The organism is Nonomuraea sp. NPDC049158 (assembly GCF_040648335.1).
Lineage (GTDB): Bacteria > Actinomycetota > Actinomycetes > Streptosporangiales > Streptosporangiaceae > Nonomuraea.
Genome location: NZ_JBEZDM010000011.1, coordinates 88574 through 104355, shown reverse-complemented (window position 1 = coordinate 104355; position 15782 = coordinate 88574). Strand labels below are relative to the sequence as shown.

The 15782-nt window shown below is 70.8% G+C and carries 13 protein-coding genes; 5 read left to right on the top strand and 8 right to left on the bottom strand.

The genetic code is table 11. The features are described 5' to 3' along the window. Positions 1-137 precede the first annotated feature (137 nt). Positions 138-758 (top strand): hypothetical protein, encoded by a 621-nt coding sequence (locus tag AB0B61_RS24480; protein ID WP_358435873.1) that lies wholly within the window; start codon positions 138-140, stop codon positions 756-758. Between the two features lie 165 nt (positions 759-923). Here the strand turns inward: AB0B61_RS24480 and AB0B61_RS24475 are convergent, their stop codons facing one another. The 7 genes from AB0B61_RS24475 to AB0B61_RS24445 all read right to left on the bottom strand — a co-directional run bounded on the left by AB0B61_RS24475 (position 924) and on the right by AB0B61_RS24445 (position 7464). Further along, positions 924-1997, bottom strand: coding sequence for an SPFH domain-containing protein (locus AB0B61_RS24475; RefSeq protein WP_358435870.1), 1074 nt, complete (start codon positions 1995-1997; stop codon positions 924-926). A gap of 2 nt (positions 1998-1999) precedes the next feature. After that, complete coding sequence (locus AB0B61_RS24470; RefSeq protein WP_358435867.1) at positions 2000-2431, bottom strand: NfeD family protein; 432 nt, start codon at positions 2429-2431, stop codon at positions 2000-2002. Positions 2432-2503: 72 nt separating this feature from the next. Further along, positions 2504-3661, bottom strand: a complete 1158-nt coding sequence (locus tag AB0B61_RS24465; protein WP_358435864.1) for an Ig-like domain-containing protein — start codon at positions 3659-3661, stop codon at positions 2504-2506. A gap of 70 nt (positions 3662-3731) precedes the next feature. Beyond that, positions 3732-4835, bottom strand: coding sequence for a fumarylacetoacetase (gene fahA / locus AB0B61_RS24460; RefSeq protein WP_358435862.1), 1104 nt, complete (start codon positions 4833-4835; stop codon positions 3732-3734). After that, the gene (locus tag AB0B61_RS24455; protein ID WP_358435859.1) at positions 4832-5590 is read right to left on the bottom strand and encodes a hypothetical protein; all 759 of its coding nucleotides are present in this window, start codon (positions 5588-5590) and stop codon (positions 4832-4834) included. Before AB0B61_RS24455 ends, fahA begins: the two co-directional genes overlap by 4 nt. Next, the gene (locus AB0B61_RS24450; protein ID WP_358435856.1) at positions 5587-6756 is read right to left on the bottom strand and encodes a homogentisate 1,2-dioxygenase domain-containing protein; all 1170 of its coding nucleotides are present in this window, start codon (positions 6754-6756) and stop codon (positions 5587-5589) included. The genes AB0B61_RS24455 and AB0B61_RS24450 overlap by 4 nt, the downstream gene beginning before the upstream one ends. A 78-nt stretch (positions 6757-6834) precedes the next feature. Further along, positions 6835-7464 carry a helix-turn-helix domain-containing protein gene (locus AB0B61_RS24445; RefSeq protein ID WP_358435854.1) on the bottom strand — a complete coding sequence of 210 codons (630 nt, stop codon included), beginning with the start codon at positions 7462-7464 and terminating at the stop codon, positions 6835-6837. A gap of 128 nt (positions 7465-7592) precedes the next feature. On the opposite strand from AB0B61_RS24445, the gene AB0B61_RS24440 reads away from it, so the two are divergent. Further along, positions 7593-8180: a hypothetical protein gene (locus AB0B61_RS24440; protein ID WP_358435852.1), complete on the top strand. Its 588-nt coding sequence runs from the start codon at positions 7593-7595 to the stop codon at positions 8178-8180. Positions 8181-8189: 9 nt separating this feature from the next. On the opposite strand, the gene AB0B61_RS24435 is transcribed toward AB0B61_RS24440, so the two are convergent. Next, positions 8190-9440: an MFS transporter gene (locus AB0B61_RS24435; RefSeq protein WP_358435849.1), complete on the bottom strand. Its 1251-nt coding sequence runs from the start codon at positions 9438-9440 to the stop codon at positions 8190-8192. A 190-nt stretch (positions 9441-9630) separates the two neighbouring features. Here AB0B61_RS24435 and AB0B61_RS24430 point away from each other — a divergent pair, with 190 nt between their 5' ends. Genes AB0B61_RS24430 through AB0B61_RS24420 form a run of 3 tightly spaced genes read left to right on the top strand, consistent with a single transcriptional unit; the run spans position 9631 to position 15726 of the window. Then, positions 9631-11298, top strand: a complete 1668-nt coding sequence (locus tag AB0B61_RS24430) for a fatty acyl-AMP ligase (protein ID WP_358435846.1) — start codon at positions 9631-9633, stop codon at positions 11296-11298. Then, entirely contained in the window at positions 11291-14248 is a 2958-nt protein-coding gene (locus tag AB0B61_RS24425; protein WP_358435844.1) for an MMPL family transporter, read from the top strand. The genes AB0B61_RS24430 and AB0B61_RS24425 overlap by 8 nt, the downstream gene beginning before the upstream one ends. After that, positions 14245-15726, top strand: a complete 1482-nt coding sequence (locus AB0B61_RS24420; RefSeq protein ID WP_358435841.1) for an MFS transporter — start codon at positions 14245-14247, stop codon at positions 15724-15726. Before AB0B61_RS24425 ends, AB0B61_RS24420 begins: the two co-directional genes overlap by 4 nt. The last annotated feature ends 56 nt before the right edge of the window (positions 15727-15782 follow it).

Here is a 15782-nt window from a genome sequence, read left to right as displayed (position 1 = left end):
TGGGGCTGGGTCGAGTGCTCATGTGGCGCTATGCCCTACAAAGTGTGGTCGACCCCACGCAATGCCGGAAACCATGCGAAAGGCATTCTCGAATGGGCTTACGAGCATGCTGAATGCGGCACGACCGAGGAGGACTCATGAAGACCTGGAGCTTCCGCATCATGCTGAACCGGGCGCCCAACGACGAAGAGACGGACGCTCTCTACGAGGCAGGTCTGGATGACTGCGCCGTGGCCGGGGGGCCGGATGGCAGCGTCTACCTCATGTGCGAGCGCGAGGGGGAGAGCCTCTTGGAGACGATCACGTCCGTGCTCATCCAGGTCAGCAAGGTCAACGAGTTGTGGGCCGTCGGCGTGGGGCAAGGCGATGCGGTAACGCTCGGTGACGCCGCCCGGCGTCACGGGGGGCGCACACAGGCCAGCCTGCGCCAACTCGCCAGCGGACAGCGCGGGCCTGGTGGCTTTCCCGAGCCGCTCATCGAGGCCGACAACATCAGCCTCTACTCGTGGGCGGAGATCTCCGAATGGCTGCGTATCAAGTTGGGCGATGACATTCCGCCGGGCAACCGGGAAATCGCACTGGCTGACGCCACGGTCAAGCTGGCTTGCCGAGCAGGTTCCCTGCACCGGGCGTCCCAAGTGCGGGACCTGCTGGAAATGGCCTGCCGTCCCCTCCCGAACGAACCCAAGTCCGAGGCCAAGCCTGGACCCAAGCCCGAGGCCAAGCCCGACACCAAGTCCAAGGCCGGGGTCGCCTGACCGGCGCCCGCCGGGTTGAGCGTGGCGGGCACCTCTGGGGTCATGCGGGCACCTCTGGCCGGGCGGGCACATTAGTCGGGCGGGCGTCCTGGCCGCCATGCCTCCACCAGCGGGCGGGCGTCCTGGCCGCCGCGCTCGCCGCCAGCGAATGGCCGTCTTGGCCGGTCAGCGTTCCTGGTGTTCCTTCTCCAGGTCCGTGAACGCGACCGACGGGTCCTCCACGCCCTGCGTGAGCTGGCGCGGCCCGTTGGGGCTCTCGGCTTCCTGGGCGTCGGCCACGGCCTCCGCAGCCGCCTCCGCCGCCCTGGCGACCTCCTCATCCGCCGCCGAGCTGCCCGGCGCCTCCTCACGCGTCGCCGCCGACCGGGGCAGCGCTTCGGTGAACGCCTTCGACACGCCCTGCAGCGCCGAGGTGACCTCGCTGGGGATCACCCAGAACGTGTTGCCGGGGCTCTGCGCGAGCTGCGGCAGCATCTGCAGATACTGGTAGGCGAGCAACTGGGGGTCGGGGTCATTGCGGTGGACCGCCTGGAAGACCTGGTCGATGGCCCGCGACTGGCCCTCGGCTTGCAGGATGGCGGCGGTGCGCTGGCCTTCGGCGCGCAGGATGGCGCTCTGCTTGTCGCCCTCGGCGGTCAGGATCTGCGACTGGCGCTGGCCCTCGGCGTTGAGGACGGCCGCCCGCTTGTCCCGCTCGGCCCGCATCTGCTTCTCCATCGCGTCCTTGATGGTCTTCGGCGGGTCGATCGCCTTGACCTCCACGCGGTTGACGCGGATGCCCCACTTGCCGGTGGCCTCGTCGAGCACGCCGCGCAACTGGCTGTTGATGTGGTCGCGGGAGGTGAGCGTCTTCTCCAGGTCCATCGCGCCGATGACGTTACGCATGGTGGTGACGGTGAGTTGCTCTATGGCCTGGAGATAGTTGGCGATCTCGTAGGCCGCCGCCCGGGGGTCGGTGACCTGGAAGTAGATGACGTTGTCGATCTCGACGACCAGGTTGTCCTCGGTGATGACCGGTTGCGGGCGGAAGGTCACGACCTGCTCGCGCAGGTCGATCATCGGGTAGACGCGGTCGATGTACGGGATGACGAAGTTGAGTCCGGGCTTGAGCGTACGGTTGTAGCGGCCGAGGCGCTCGACGTTGCGGGCGCGTGCCTGGGGCACGATCCGCACGGCCTTGAGCACCGTGAACACCGCGAAGAGTATGACGAGCAGTCCGACCACCAACAGCGGATCCATGGTCACTCCCGGGGATATACGAGGGCTGTGGCGCCCTCGATCTCGATGACATCGACGGTCGCCCCTGTGGGGATCACCAGGGTCTCGTCATAGGCGCGCGCGGACCACTCCTCGCCGCCGATGCGTACTCTGCCGTCCCTGCCGGTGACCTCCGACAGTACGTACGCCTGCCTGCCGACCAGTGCTTCCACGCCGAAGCGCTGCAGCTGTGGCTGCCGGATGTGGCGCATGGCGATCGGCCGGATCACCATCAGACCGGCTGTGGAGGACAGGGCGAAGACCAGCAGTTGCAGGGGGACGGGCAGACCGATGGCGGCGGTCGCGGCGGTGAGGAGAGCGGCCGCGCCGAGCAGCCCGAGCGCCGCGGTGACGGTGAAGATTTCCGCCACGCCGAGGACGACTGCCAGGATTATCCAGATGATCCATTCATCCATGCTCCGGCCCTCCTAATGGAATAACGGGCCTATGTGCTCGCCTGGTTCCCCCCTCCTACCGTAATGCCGGAATCATTGCTGTGGCAGGGCCGCGGGGTTGTACAAAGCGCTGCCCTGGCGCCACTTGTCCCACGGCAGTTGCCAGAATCCCCAGCCGTTGTCCCACGTGAGCTCGCGGTCGGTGCCGGTGATCGTCACCGGGTCGCCGCGCAGCGAGGAGCCGAAGAACCAGGCCGCCTGGTCGGGGCGGGCGTTGACGCAGCCGTGGCTGACGTTGGCGTGGCCCTGGGCCCAGAGGTTGTTCTTGGCGTGGACGTATTCGCCGCTGTTGGAGATGCGTACGGCGTGGTCGATCATCACGTCGTAGAAGCCGGGCTCGCCCTTCTTGCGGCCGGGCGAGATCATGCGGACCGGGTCGCCCTTGTCCATGGTCAGGTGGACGCCGCTGGTCGTGGTGTATTCGCGGGTGGTGGCCATGCCCGCGCTGATGGCCATGCGCTGCGCGACCCGGTCGCCGCGCCGGACGACCATCTGGTGGGTCCGGGTGTCGATCGAGGTCGTCTGCTCGCGGCCCACCTTGAAGGCGAACGTGCGGTCGGTCAGGCCGTAGACGCCCGGCGCCATGCGTACGCCGGTCAGGTGGGCCGTGACCGTGACCTGCTGCTCCGGCGCCCAGAACGCGCGGGTGCGGTAGATCGCCCGGGTGTCGCTCACCCAGCGCCACGCGCCCTCGACGGCCGGCTCGATCTCCAGCGCCCGCTCCACGGCCGCCTTGTCCCGCACCGGGGTGTCGAAGTCCATGATGATCGGCATGCCGACGCCGACGGTCTCGCCGGGCAGCGGGGTGATGGAGGCGATCTGGAACGAACGGTTGGCGGCGCGGGTGCGGAAGCGGCCCATGGCCACCGTCGCCGGGCCGGCCGAGCCCGCCGCGGTGGCGGTCACCGTGTATTCGGCGCCGGGGGCCAGCGTCCAGGAGGAGCGCCAGGTCGTACGCGACGCGTCCAGCTTGCCCGGCACCAGCGCGCCCGCCACATAGGCGATCACCTGGTTGAGTCTGCCGCCCCGCGCCTGGACGACCAGGCCTTGGTCCGTCCGGGCGCGCCGGGTGTCGAAGGCGGGGGAGACCTGGACGACGGGCGGCGTGGGCGCCGGGCGGTCGGCGGTCACCGGGCAGCAGCCCGCGGTCAGGAGTAGGGCCACGAGAAAGGTGGCCGCGGCGCGCCGCATCTCGATCCTGCTTTCCGGGAAGGGGATACCCAGGTTAGCGGAGGGTCACTGAATGAGCACGCCAAGTCACTTATCGGATTGTTCCGGACACCTCCCCCAATGACCGGCCGCCTGCCGTGGCGCGGATCGTCACGGTGTCGCCGTCCTCCAGGAATGTCCTGGTCTCGCCGCCGGCGAGCTTGATCGGATCGCTGCCGTTCCAGGTCAGCTCGATGAGCGAGCCGCGTTCGTCGCGCTGCTCGCCGGAGATCGTGCCGCTCGCGAACAGGTCGCCGGTCCGCAGGGACGCGCCGTTCGCCGTCATGTGGGCGAGCATCTGGTCGGGTGTCCAGTACATGCCCGAGTACGGCGGCCGGGACACGACCTCGCCGTTGAGCGACACCTCGACCGCGACGTCCAGCCCCCAGTCGTCCGTTCTGCGCAGGTAGTCGAGCGGTTCGGGATCCTGTACGCGGCCGGCCAGCCGGGGCAGCGCCTCCAGCGGCGTGATCCACGGCGAGATCGAGGTGGCGAACGACTTGCCCAGGAACGGCCCGAGCGGCACGTACTCCCACGCCTGGATGTCGCGCGCGCTCCAGTCGTTGACCAGCGTCACCCCGAACACGTGATCCTCGAAGGCCCCGGCGGGCGAGCCCAGCTCGGACGGCACGCCGATCACGAAGCCCAGCTCGGCCTCGAGGTCGAGCTTGGCGGACGGTCCGAACCGCCCGGCCCCGAGCTGGCCGTGCGGCCGGTTGATCGGGGTGCCCGAGACCACGATCGTGCCCGACCGGCCGTGGTAGCCGACCGGCAGGTGCCGCCAGTTGGGCAGCAGCCCTTCGGTGCCGGGCCGGAACATCCTGCCGAGATTGGTGGCGTGCTCCAGCGAGCAGTAGAAGTCGACGTAGTCGGCCACCTCGAACGGCATGTGCAGCCGCACCTGGTCGAGCGGGATCAGGTGCGGCTCGGTGATCGCGAGGTCGGAGGTGAGTTTGTTGGCGATCAGTGTCCTGGTGTCGTGCCAGGCGGTGCGGCCTCTGGCCATGAAGGGGTTCAGGCTGGGCGCCGCGAACACCTCGTCGTGCAGCGCGGCGGCCAGGTCGAGCACCCGGTCGCCGTAGCGCACGCCGACGCGTGGCCGCTCGCCGCGCCGGGAGAACACCCCGTAGGGCAGGTTGTCTGTTCCCCAGCTCACGCGTTCTCCTCGATCAGTCCCAGTGCGCGCAGGTCGTCCAGCGGGGCGCCGGTGCTGCACGAGCCGTAGCTCACCAGCAGCGCCCTGGCCCGCTTCGCCGTCTCCTCGGACACGGCACGGGCCAGCCGTACGAGGTGGCCCACATCGGTGGTGCGCAGCACGGGCGCGGGGTCGCGCTGGTCCACCGCCTCGCAGACGGCCAGCAACAGGTTGAGGAAGCCGTGCCGGTCGACGCCGAGCGTGGGGTCGAAATGGCGTACGGCGTGATGCAGTCCGGCAGTGGCCTTGAACTGGAGGTCATGCTCCGCGCAGAACCGGATGAACGCCGCGAGATGCTCGACCGACGGGAAGGCGTCGGCGGTCAGGCCGCCGCAGCGCACCTTGAGCGCGGCGCCCTCGGGCACGTCGGCGACGTACTTCCCGGCGGGCACCTCCACGAACAACCGCACGCCCGCTGGCAGGCCGCCACCGGGCAACTGGTCGAGGGCGTCCGCGCGCAGCTCGACCGAGTCCACGGGCAGGTCGTCGAACGGCGGGATGTCCGGCGTGTCGACGATCAGCCCGATCCGGCGCGGCGGGGCCTCCTCCTCGCGGCGCAGCCCGTCGAGGCGGCTGGCGGGGCAGAGGAAGCGGTGGGTGAGCACCTGGGAGGCGCGCTCCAGGTCGCGCTGGTGGCGGGCCAGCGCCTCCGACATGTGCAGGGAGGTCGGCGGGAACAGGCCCGCGTCGTCGACCAGCGCGAGATAGAGGTTCATCGGGCCCAGGTCCAGGCGTAGCCGGGGTCCTCGCAGGTCAGTGCGGCCTGGCCGAGGTCGAGCGGGCGGAAGGTGTCGATCATCACGGCCATCTCGCTGGTGGTCGTGATGCCGCGGCTGACCGCGTCGATGACCGCCTCCACCGCCCCGGGCTGCGGGCCGTGCGTGAAGCCGGCCGGGTGCAGCGAGATCGAGCCGACGTCGATGCCGGAGCCCTTGCGGGCCGAGTAGTCGCCGCCCACGTAGAACATGAACTCGTCGGAGTCGACGTTGTGGTGGTTGTAGGGGATCGGTACGGACTCGGGGTGGAAGTCCAGCGGCCGAGGGCAGAACGAGCAGATCACGAACCCCGGCCCCTCGAACGTCTGGTGGACCGGCGGCGGCGCGTGCGTCTTCTTCACGATCGGCTCGAAGTCATTGATGTTGAACGCGAACGGGTACAGATAGCCGTCCCAGCCGACCACGTCGAACGGGTGGTTGCGGTAGACCAGCCGGGTCAGCCCGCCCCGCGTGCGGACCAGCACCGGGACCTCCTCGCCTTCGACGACGAGCGGTTCGGCCGGGCTGCGCAGGTCGCGTTCGCAGTAGGGCGCGTGCTCCAGGAACTGCCCGTACTGCGACAGGTAGCGCTTGGGCGGCCTGATGTGCCCGGACGCCTCGATGGCCAGCACGTTGACCTGGCCGTCGGGCACCCAGCGGTGGATCGTGCCGGTCGGGATGACGATGTAGTCGCCCGGGCCGGCTTCGATGACGCCGTACGTCGACTCGAAGCGGACGCGGCCGTCCTGGACGTACACGCACTCGTCGCCCATGGAGTCGCGGTAGAGCTCGCTGGGGCGGTCGCTGGTGGCGTACGACAATCGGACGTCGGCGTTGCCCGCCAGCTGCATCCGGCCGGTCACCAGGTCGCCCGCGCCGCGCAGGTCCTGGGTGCGGAAGTGGCGCGGCGACAGCGGCAGGTTCGGCTCCAGGCGCGTGTCGGTCAGTGGCGTGACGGTCTCGGCCTTGACGATCGCGGTCGGCAGATAGCGGTGGTAGAGCAGCGAGGAGTCCGACGAGAAGCCTTCCTCGCCCATCAGCTCCTCGGCGTAGAGGCCGCCGTCGGGCCGCCTGAACTGCGTGTGCCGCTTTCTGGGCACCTCGCCAACGACGCGGTAGTAAGGCATCTTCGCCTCCAGGGCGTCCGATTATCGGACGTGTGTGTCCTCTATATGCAACTACCGTCCGCCATCGGCTAAGGGATGTCAACCCAGCGCGCCGGACAGCTCGGCGGCCGCCTCGACCACACGCGGCCCGGCCGACTCGCTGAGCGGCCCGAACGTCACCACGCCGACCGACGCCTCCAGCCACGGCAGCCCGGACACCGGCGCGGCGATCCCCCGCGCGCCCTCCTGCAACTGCCCCTCCGTCACCAGGTAGTCGGCCCGCCCCTCGCGCAGCGCCAGGATCGCCCGCCCGGCGGCGCCCAGCGACAGGGAGTGGCGTGACCCCTCCCGGTAGGCCACGTGCATGTCCGTCCACGACGGCTCCACCACCGCCACGGCCAGGCCGTCGTCGCCCTCGGCCACGGTCAGGTGCGCGGTCGCGCCGACGTCCTCGGCCAGCCGCCGCAGGGTGGGCAGCGCCGCCGCCCGCAGCAGCGGTTGTACGGCCTGGGCCAGCACGAGCACGCCGAACCCGAGGTGCACCCGCCCCTCGGCGTCACGGCGGACGAACCCCTCGCTCAGCAGTGTGGTCACCAGCCGGTAGACCACCGGGCGCGACAGCGCCAGCTCGGTGCTCAGCTCGGTGGGCGTCCGCCCGCCCTTGCCGTCGGCGAGCAGCCTGAGCAGGCGGAGCCCGCGTTCCAGGGTCTGGGCGGATTCAGCGGCCATGAACCGATTATCTATGCGTGAGCTAGGAGTAACGCTACGCGCTGGTGGGGTACGTATCGAGGAGACGAACAGGGGGTGGGATGCGGCAAAGATGGGCATTTGTCGTTGCCGGGTTGAGTCTGTGCGCGTTGCTCCCCATGCTGCCCCCGGCCGACTTCCACACCGTGGCCATGTCGAGGGACCTGCCCGCCCAGCACGTGGATCCCCCGACCAAGCGGCTCGTCGAGGACGTCTTCTACGTCACGCAGGGCATCGAGGTGACCAATCGCCTGCTGCCGTTCCAGGACGGCCTGACCATCCGCGGCGCCGCCCTGGCACCGGGCGTGACCTTGGACGACGCGGGTCGGCTGCACGGCGTGCCCCAGCGTCCCGGCACCTTCGCCACGCCCGTCCGCCTGTGCCGTGGCCAGGACTGCGTCGATCAGCAGGTCACGGTCGTCGTGCTGCGGAACGTGCCCTGGCAGCCGAGTGAGCTGGCCTTCCCCGGCAAGGTGGGCAACCGCTACGACGACCAGATCGGGATCTCGGGCGGGCCCACCGGCGTGCCGCCCACGTTCTCCGTGACCGACCACGGCAAGCTGCCGGCGGGCGTCACGATCGGCCCCGACGGGCACATCGGCGGCATCCCGGAGGCCGCGGGGGTGTCCGAGGTGCCCGTCCGCATCTGCGTGGCGGGCAACTGCGCGGGCGTCGTGGTCACACTGATCGTCGTCTGAACGCGCTTTTCAGCTGGGTACGCTCTCGGCGACCGGATCGGGAGCGCGTAGCTGCCGCACCCCGGGAGACAGCAGCGCGGCGAGTGTGGACAGCACCACGAGCGCCGCGCAACCCAGCAGCGCCGTCCGGGTGCCGACCAGGCTCGCCACCGGCCCGGCCAGCATGAGCCCGATCGGGCCGAACATCAGCGAGCCCAGCGCGTCGTACGAGCTGACCCGCGACAGCGACTCCGGCGGCACCTCGCGCTGCATGGTCGTCTGCCACAGCACCCCGAACACGTCGAAGCAGACACCCAGCACGAACGCCCCCGCCACGAGCGCCCACAGCGGCGCGCCGGTGCCCAGCAGCACGTACGGCAGTGCGGTCGGCAGGCAGAGCAGCGTCCCGACCAGGATCGGCCGCTTGGGCCGGACCCGCAGCGAGACGATCACTCCCACGATCGTGCCGGCCGCCTCGCCGGCCAGGAACGCCGACCAGGCCGCGGGCCCGCCCAGGCTCTCCTTGGCGATCAGCGGCCCGAGCACCCCGTGACCCGCCTGGAGCCCCATCACGAGCACGGAGAACTGCGCGACCACCACCCAGATCCACTGCCGGGTGCTGAACTCGCGCCACCCGTCACGCAGGTCGGCCAGCATCGAATGCTCGGCCGCCGCGTCGCGCTCGGCGGGCGTGAGCCGCAGCGCCGCGATCAGCACCCCGGCCACCGTGAACATCAGCCCGCTCACGGCCAGCGCCCACCCGCTGCCGAACAGCACGACCGCGCCGCCGCCCAGCACCGCGCCCGCCACCCGCGAACTGTTGGCGCCCAGGCCGAGCAGCGCGTTGCCGGTCTGCAACTGATCAGCGGGCACGACCTCGGGGATGATGCCGGTCAGCGAGGGGAACAGCATCGCTATCGCCACGCCGCTGGCCGCCGCGGCGCTCGCCATCGCGGGCAGCGGGGTCCAGCCCGACAACATCATCGCGGCCAGGGCGAAGAAGGCCAGCGCGCTCATGAACTCGCTGACCATCATCACCCGGTGCCGGGGAAACCGGTCCGCGATCACCCCGGCGAACAGCATGAACACGATCATCGGCAGCGCCTCGGCGGTGAGCACCACGGACAGCGTGGTGGCGTCCGCGCCGGGCAGGGCGAGGATGCCGAAGGCGAGCGCCACGGGGGCGAAGGAGGTGCCCAGCACCGAGATGGTCCGCGCGGTCAGCAGCAGCGTGAACCGCCGATCCCGGAGCAGCCCGAGATCGCGAAGATAGCCGTGCACGTGGTAAGCCCCCTAATCCCCCAAATGCTCACTATTGTGATGGTTCACCGCGTCTGCTGTCGTCTGGATATCTCCGTGCTTGTCACGCCGCTGACAAGACCGGAAGCGGAATGTGCAGGCGTTTGGCAAGAATCGAAGCTCTTTCTGCCGTAATTTTCTAGGTCCCTGTAATCGGCGAGGGGACCCGGGCATGCCCGAGGCACTGATCGAGCGCGTGGCGCGATGGGCGCGGGAGATCCCGGACGCGCCCGCCTACACCTTCGTCGACTACCTGGGCGACGGCTCCCGCGAGAGCCTGACCTGGGCGCGGGCCGACCTCAAAGCGCGGGCGCTGGCCGTACGGCTGCGCGAGGTCGCGGGTCCCGGCGACCGGGTGGCGATCCTCGCTCCTCAAGGGCTGCCGTACGTGGTGGCGATGCTCGGCGCCCTGTACGCCGGGATCGTGGCGGTGCCGTTGTTCGCGCCCGATCTGCCGGGGCACGCGGAGCGGCTGACCCGCGCCTACTCCGACGCCGAACCGGTCGCCGTGCTCACGACCACGGCCGCGCTGCCCGGCGTGCGGGCCTTCGCCGCGACGGTTCCGGTGATCGCCGTCGACACGGTCTCGGACCTGCTCGCCGACGAGTGGGAGCCGGTGCCGATCGAGCCCGGCGAGCTGGCCTACCTGCAGTACACCTCCGGCTCCACCCGGGCGCCCGCCGGTGTCGAGATCACCCACGGCAACCTCGAAGCGAACGCCGCGCAGCTGTGGGAGCTGTTCCGGGCCAAGCCGCGTACCTCGGTCGCGGCTCTGTGGCTGCCGCTCTTCCACGACATGGGGCTGGTCGCGACGATCGCGCTGCCGATGGTGGCGGGCAACCAGGTGGCGTTCATGGATCCGGTGGCGTTCGTCATGCATCCGGTGCGGTGGCTGCGGCTGCTCAGCGAGTTCGGCGACGTCTACACCGGCGGGCCCAACTTCGCCTACGAGTACACGGCGGCCAGGGTCGGCGCGGCCGACAAAGAGGGGCTGGACCTGTCCGGGGTGCGGGTCATGCTGAACGGCGCGGAGCCGGTACGGCCCGGCACCGTCGAGGCGTTCAACGCCGCGTTCGGCGGGTGCGGGCTGCGGCCGGAGGCGCACACCCCGGCGTACGGGCTGGCCGAGGCCACGGTCTTCGTCTCCGCCATGGGGCCCGACGAGGCGGTGGTGGCCACGGACTTCGACCGCGACGCCCTCCGCGACGGCCGCGCCGTGCCGTACGGCGGGTCGGGGCCGCTGACCACATTGGTGGCGTGCGGCCGGCCTGGTGGTCAGCGGGTGCGCGTCGTCGGCTCGGGCGGGCAGGAGTCGCCGGACGGGCGCGTGGGGGAGATCTGGGTCCAGGGCCCGAACGTGGCGCGCGCCTACTGGCGCGATCCGCTCCGCACGGCCGAGGTGTTCGGCGCGGTGCTGGACGGCGAGGAGGGCGCCTGGCTGCGGACGGGGGATCTGGGGGTGGTGTACGGCGGGCTGTTGTACGTCACCGGCCGGATCAAGGACCTGATCATCGTCGACGGGCGCAACCACTATCCGCAGGACATCGAGGTCACCGTCCAGGAGGCGCACCGGGCCGTACGCCGTGACCACGTGGCGGCCTTCTCCGTGCCGGGGGAGGAGACCGAGCGGCTCGTGGTGGTGGCCGAGCGGTCGCGCGGTGGCGCTTCGGCCGATCCGGCGGAGGTGGCGGCCCGGGTACGGGCAGCGGTCCGGAAATTTCACGATTTATCCGTGCACGACTTCGTGCTGACGGGCACCGGAGCCGTACCCCGGACGACCAGCGGCAAGATCGCCCGGCGGGCCTGCCTGCGGGCGTACCTGGAGGGCGCCCTTGTTTGAGTCGGCGGGGCGCCTGATCCACCGCGGCCGGTGGACGCTGCTGGTCCTGAGCCTGGTGGCGGCCGTCCTGGTCGCGCCCTTCGGGCTGCAGTTGTTCGGCCGGATGGCCGACGGCGGCTTCGCCGACCCGGCCGCCGACTCGACCACCGCCGCCCGCTGGAACGACGCCTGGTACAGCGGCAACACCCCCGACGTGGTCGTCCTCTACCGGCACCCGCAGGTCAAGGTGCGCGACGCGCGCTTCAAGAAGGCCGTACACGACTCCCTGCGCGCCCTGCCCGCCCAGTACGTACGCAAGCTGGCCACCTACTGGACCACCGGCGCCAAGGAGCTGATGTCCACCGACGAACACGCCACCTACGCCCTGATCACCCTGAAAGGCGCCAAACAGGCGGCGTACGCGGCGATCAAGGACCGGCTGCCCGTCGCGAACCTCCAGGTCCAGGTGGGCGGCTCGGTGCCACTCCTGAAGGAGCTGAACGACCAGACGGCCGCCGACCTGGCGCGCGCCGAGGCGATCTCGATGCCGGTGCTGCTGGTGCTGCTCGTGGTGGTGTTCGGCAGCGTGGTGGCGGCCGGGCTCCCGCTGCTCGTCGGGCTCTTCGCGGTGCTCGGCGCGCTCGTGCTGCTCAGGCTGCTGACCGAGGTGACCGAGGTCTCGGTCTTCTCGCTGAACGTCGTCACCATGCTCGGTCTCGGGCTGGCCGTCGACTACTCGCTCTTCGTGCTGAACGCCTTCCGGGAGCAGATCAGGACCGGCGCCCCGACCCAGGAGGCCGTGGTCCGCACCATGGCGACCGCCGGACGTACCGTCGCCTTCTCCGGTTTGACGGTGGCGACCTCGCTGCTGGGGCTGCTGTTGTTCCCGCAGATGTTCCTGCGCTCGATCGGGCTGGGCGCGGCGGCCGTGGTGCTGGTGGCCATGCTCGCGGCCCTGGTCGTCCTGCCCGCCGCGCTGTCCGTCCTCGGTCCCCGCGTGGACGCCATCCGCATCACCCCCGACTTCGGCTCGGCCGGCGTGGGTGCCGGCCTGTGGCACGCGATCGCCTCCAGCGTGATGAAACGGCCGGTGCTCTACCTGGTCGCGGTCACCTCCGTACTGCTCGCGCTGGCCGGGCCGTTCGCCCACGTACGGTTCGGCAACGTCGACCACCGCGTCCTGCCCGCCGCCGCCGAGAGCCGCCGCGTCGCCGAGACCGTGGACCGCGACTTCGCCAAGAACTCGATGGCCACGATCGACGTCCACGCCCTCATCGAACGCTCCTTCACCACCCGCCCCGCCACCGTCGGCCCCCTCGGCCAGGGCTACACCCCGATCAGCGCCGTCACCGCGATCGACCCCACCGACGCCAAGCCCCTCGCCGACCGCCTGCGCAAGCTGCCCGGCGTCACGGGCGTCGACCTGGCCGGCCTCTCCCAGCCCAACGGCGCGGTACGGCTGGCGGTCCGCTACTCCTACGACCCCATGTCGGCCCAGGCCCAGAACCTGGTGACCCTGATCAGATCCATGACCCCGGAACCGAACATCCGGCGGCTCGTCGTAGGCGGCCCGACGGCGGCCCAGATGGACCTCCTGGCGAGCCTCCTGTCCAGACTGCCGTGGATGGCGCTGGTGGTGGGCGGGGTGACGTTCCTGCTCCTGTTCGCCGCCTTCGGCTCCATCGTGCTGCCGCTCAAGGCCCTGCTCATGAACGTCCTGTCGATCGGCGCCTCGTTCGGCGTGATCGTCTGGGCCTTCCAGGACGGCCACCTGGCGCCGTGGCTGCACTTCACGTCCACGGGGACCATCGAGGCCACGGTGACGGTACTGATCCTGGCGGTGGTGTTCGGGCTGTCGATGGACTACGAGCTGTTCCTGCTGTCGCGCGTACGGGCGGAGTGGCTGCGCACTGGGGACAACACGGCGGCGGTGGCGACGGGGCTACAGCGGACGGGCGGCGTCATCACCAGTGCGGCGCTGTTGCTGCTGGTGGTGATCGGGGCCTTCTCAACCGCCGGGATCACGATCGTGAAGCTGCTCGGGGTGGGCATGTTCGTGGCGATCGTGGTGGACGCGACGCTGGTACGGGCCCTGCTGGTGCCGGCGACGATGCGGCTGCTGGGCGGGGCCAACTGGTGGCTGCCGGGGGTGCTGCGGGGGGTGCATCGACGGATCGAGTTCCGCGAGGGACCTCGGCCGTCGCAGGGGCGGCCTACGGCTCGGCGGCCTGGTGAACGGGGGCTTGCTGAGCGGCCGGTCGCTGAACGGCCGGTTGCTGGACAGCCGCTTTCCCCGAACGCGCTTTCCCCGGGCGCCGCGTCGGCGAGTACGGACGGCGGCGGAGCTCGGCGCCCTGAGACGGCGAGCAGCCCACGTCCCGGGAGGGCGATCAAGCCCAATCCGGACGGCCCCGGCTGGTGCTGGGCGGAGGAGGGCCCTGGCGCAACGGCGCCAGTGACCGTCAACGGCCGCCCGGCCATCTTCGGCGTGGACACCGACCCCATACCGGTCTCCGCCGAACACGACCCCCCTGCCGCCCTCCCCACCACGCGCCCCACGCCGCGCCCGGCCGCACCACCCGTCAGAAAGCGCCCCTACAGCGCCGCCGAGCCCGCAGCCTCCAAACGACCACAGGTCACCGCCCGCCCGACCACCAAAAGCCCGGCCAGCGTCGATACCGGAGCCGATCCGGCTGCCCTGCCTGGACCCGCTGCCCCCGCACGTCCCGCTGCCCCGTCCGGTCTCGCGTCCGGCCCTGGTCTCGCGTCCGGCCCTGGTACCGCGTCCAGCCGCGACACGGCGCCTGGCCGCGACTCCGCGTCCGGTCCTGACGACCCGGGCGCCCCTGGTTCCGGGCGTGCTGCGGGTACGCGGCGGCCGACCTGGGAAAAGGTCACCACCGGTCGTACCAGGGTCGTCAGGGCGAACCCCGACGGCCCCGGCTGGACCTGGGCGGAGGTGGACATGTGACCTTGACCGTCGCCCCCGTCCAGCCCGCCACCCGGTCCCGGCTGCTCCTGACGGTCGTCGGCTTGGCCGGGTTCGTGACGACGTTGGACAACACCGTGGTTACCGTCGCCTTGCCCAGCATCCAGCGCGATCTCCACACCCGCCTGAGCGCGCTCGAATGGGTAGCCACCGGATACATCCTGACGTTCGCCGGCCTCATGATCGCCGGCGGCCGACTGGCCGACGTGTACGGACGGCGCAAGGTGCTGCTCATCGGGCTCACCGTCTTCACCGGGGCGTCGCTAAGCGCCGGTCTGGCCACGTCGATAGAGCCGCTGGTCGCCGCGCGCCTGACTCAGGGGGTAGGGGCGGCGCTCATCCTGCCCGCGACACTGGCCGTCCTGGCAGGGCGCCCCGACCGGTCGCTCGGGGTGGCCATCTGGATGGCGTCCGGCGCCGGCGCCCTCGCATTGGGACCGGTGGTGGGCGGGTACTTGAGCCAGCACGCCCACTGGAGCTGGGTGTTCTTGATCAACGTCCCCATAGGCGTGGCCGTCATCGCGCTGGCCACCGTCGCAATACCGGAAACCTGCCCCGAGCCTCCCGCCGGACAGCACGCCGAGCCTCCCGCCGGACAGCACGCCGAGACTCTCGCTGGGCAGCGGGCTGGGCCTCGTACCGAGGAGAGGGCCGGGCATCGCTCCGAGCCTCGCGCCGGACAACGGGCCGGGCGGCGGGGTCAGGTGGATGTGCCGGGGTTGTTGGCGTCGGTGGTGTTTTTGGCTTCCGGGACGTTCGCGTTGATCCACGGGGGTGAGTACGGCTGGGGGTCGCCGCCCATCCTGATCGCGGTGGGCGGGTGCGTGGGCGGCGGGCTGTTGTTCCTGGTCGTGGAGCGTGGGGCGCGGGCGCCGATGGTGGAGTTGGGGCTGTTCGCGGGCCGGAGCTTCTCGGGTGGGGTGCTGGCTCAGGTGTTGTGGGGGCTCGGGGTCAACGGGGTGTTCTTCTATACCGCGCTGTTCCTGCAGGGGGTGCTCGGGTTCACGCCTACGGCCTCTGGGATGGCGTTCGTGCCGTTGGCGTTGCTCGTGGTGGTCGTCACGCCGCTGGTGCCAGTGGTCGAGCGGCGGCTGGGGAGCGGGAGGACGGTCGCCTGCGGGTTGGTACTGGTGGCGGCTGGGATGGTGGGGGCGGCGTTCCTGGAGGCGGGGGACGGGTGGGGGCGGTTGGTGCCCGCTGTCTGCGCGATCGGGGTGGGGTCGGCGCTGACCATGCCGCTGGGATCGGCTGTGCTGGCGGCGGTGCCGGAGTCTCGGGCCGGGGTGGCGGGTGGGATCTTCTCCGTGAGTCGTGAAATTTCCGGGCTGTTCGGGATCGCGGCCATCGGGGTGATCGTCCACGAGGCCGGAAGCTTCTCCCAGGGGTACGCCCTCGGGCTGCTGGTCGCGGCCGCCCTCGTACTACTGGGCGCGTTGATCGCCATGCTGACACTGCCGTGAGCAGATCGGCCGTGAGATGGTCGGCCAAGACGGTGACCCGCACCCCGGGTGGGCCG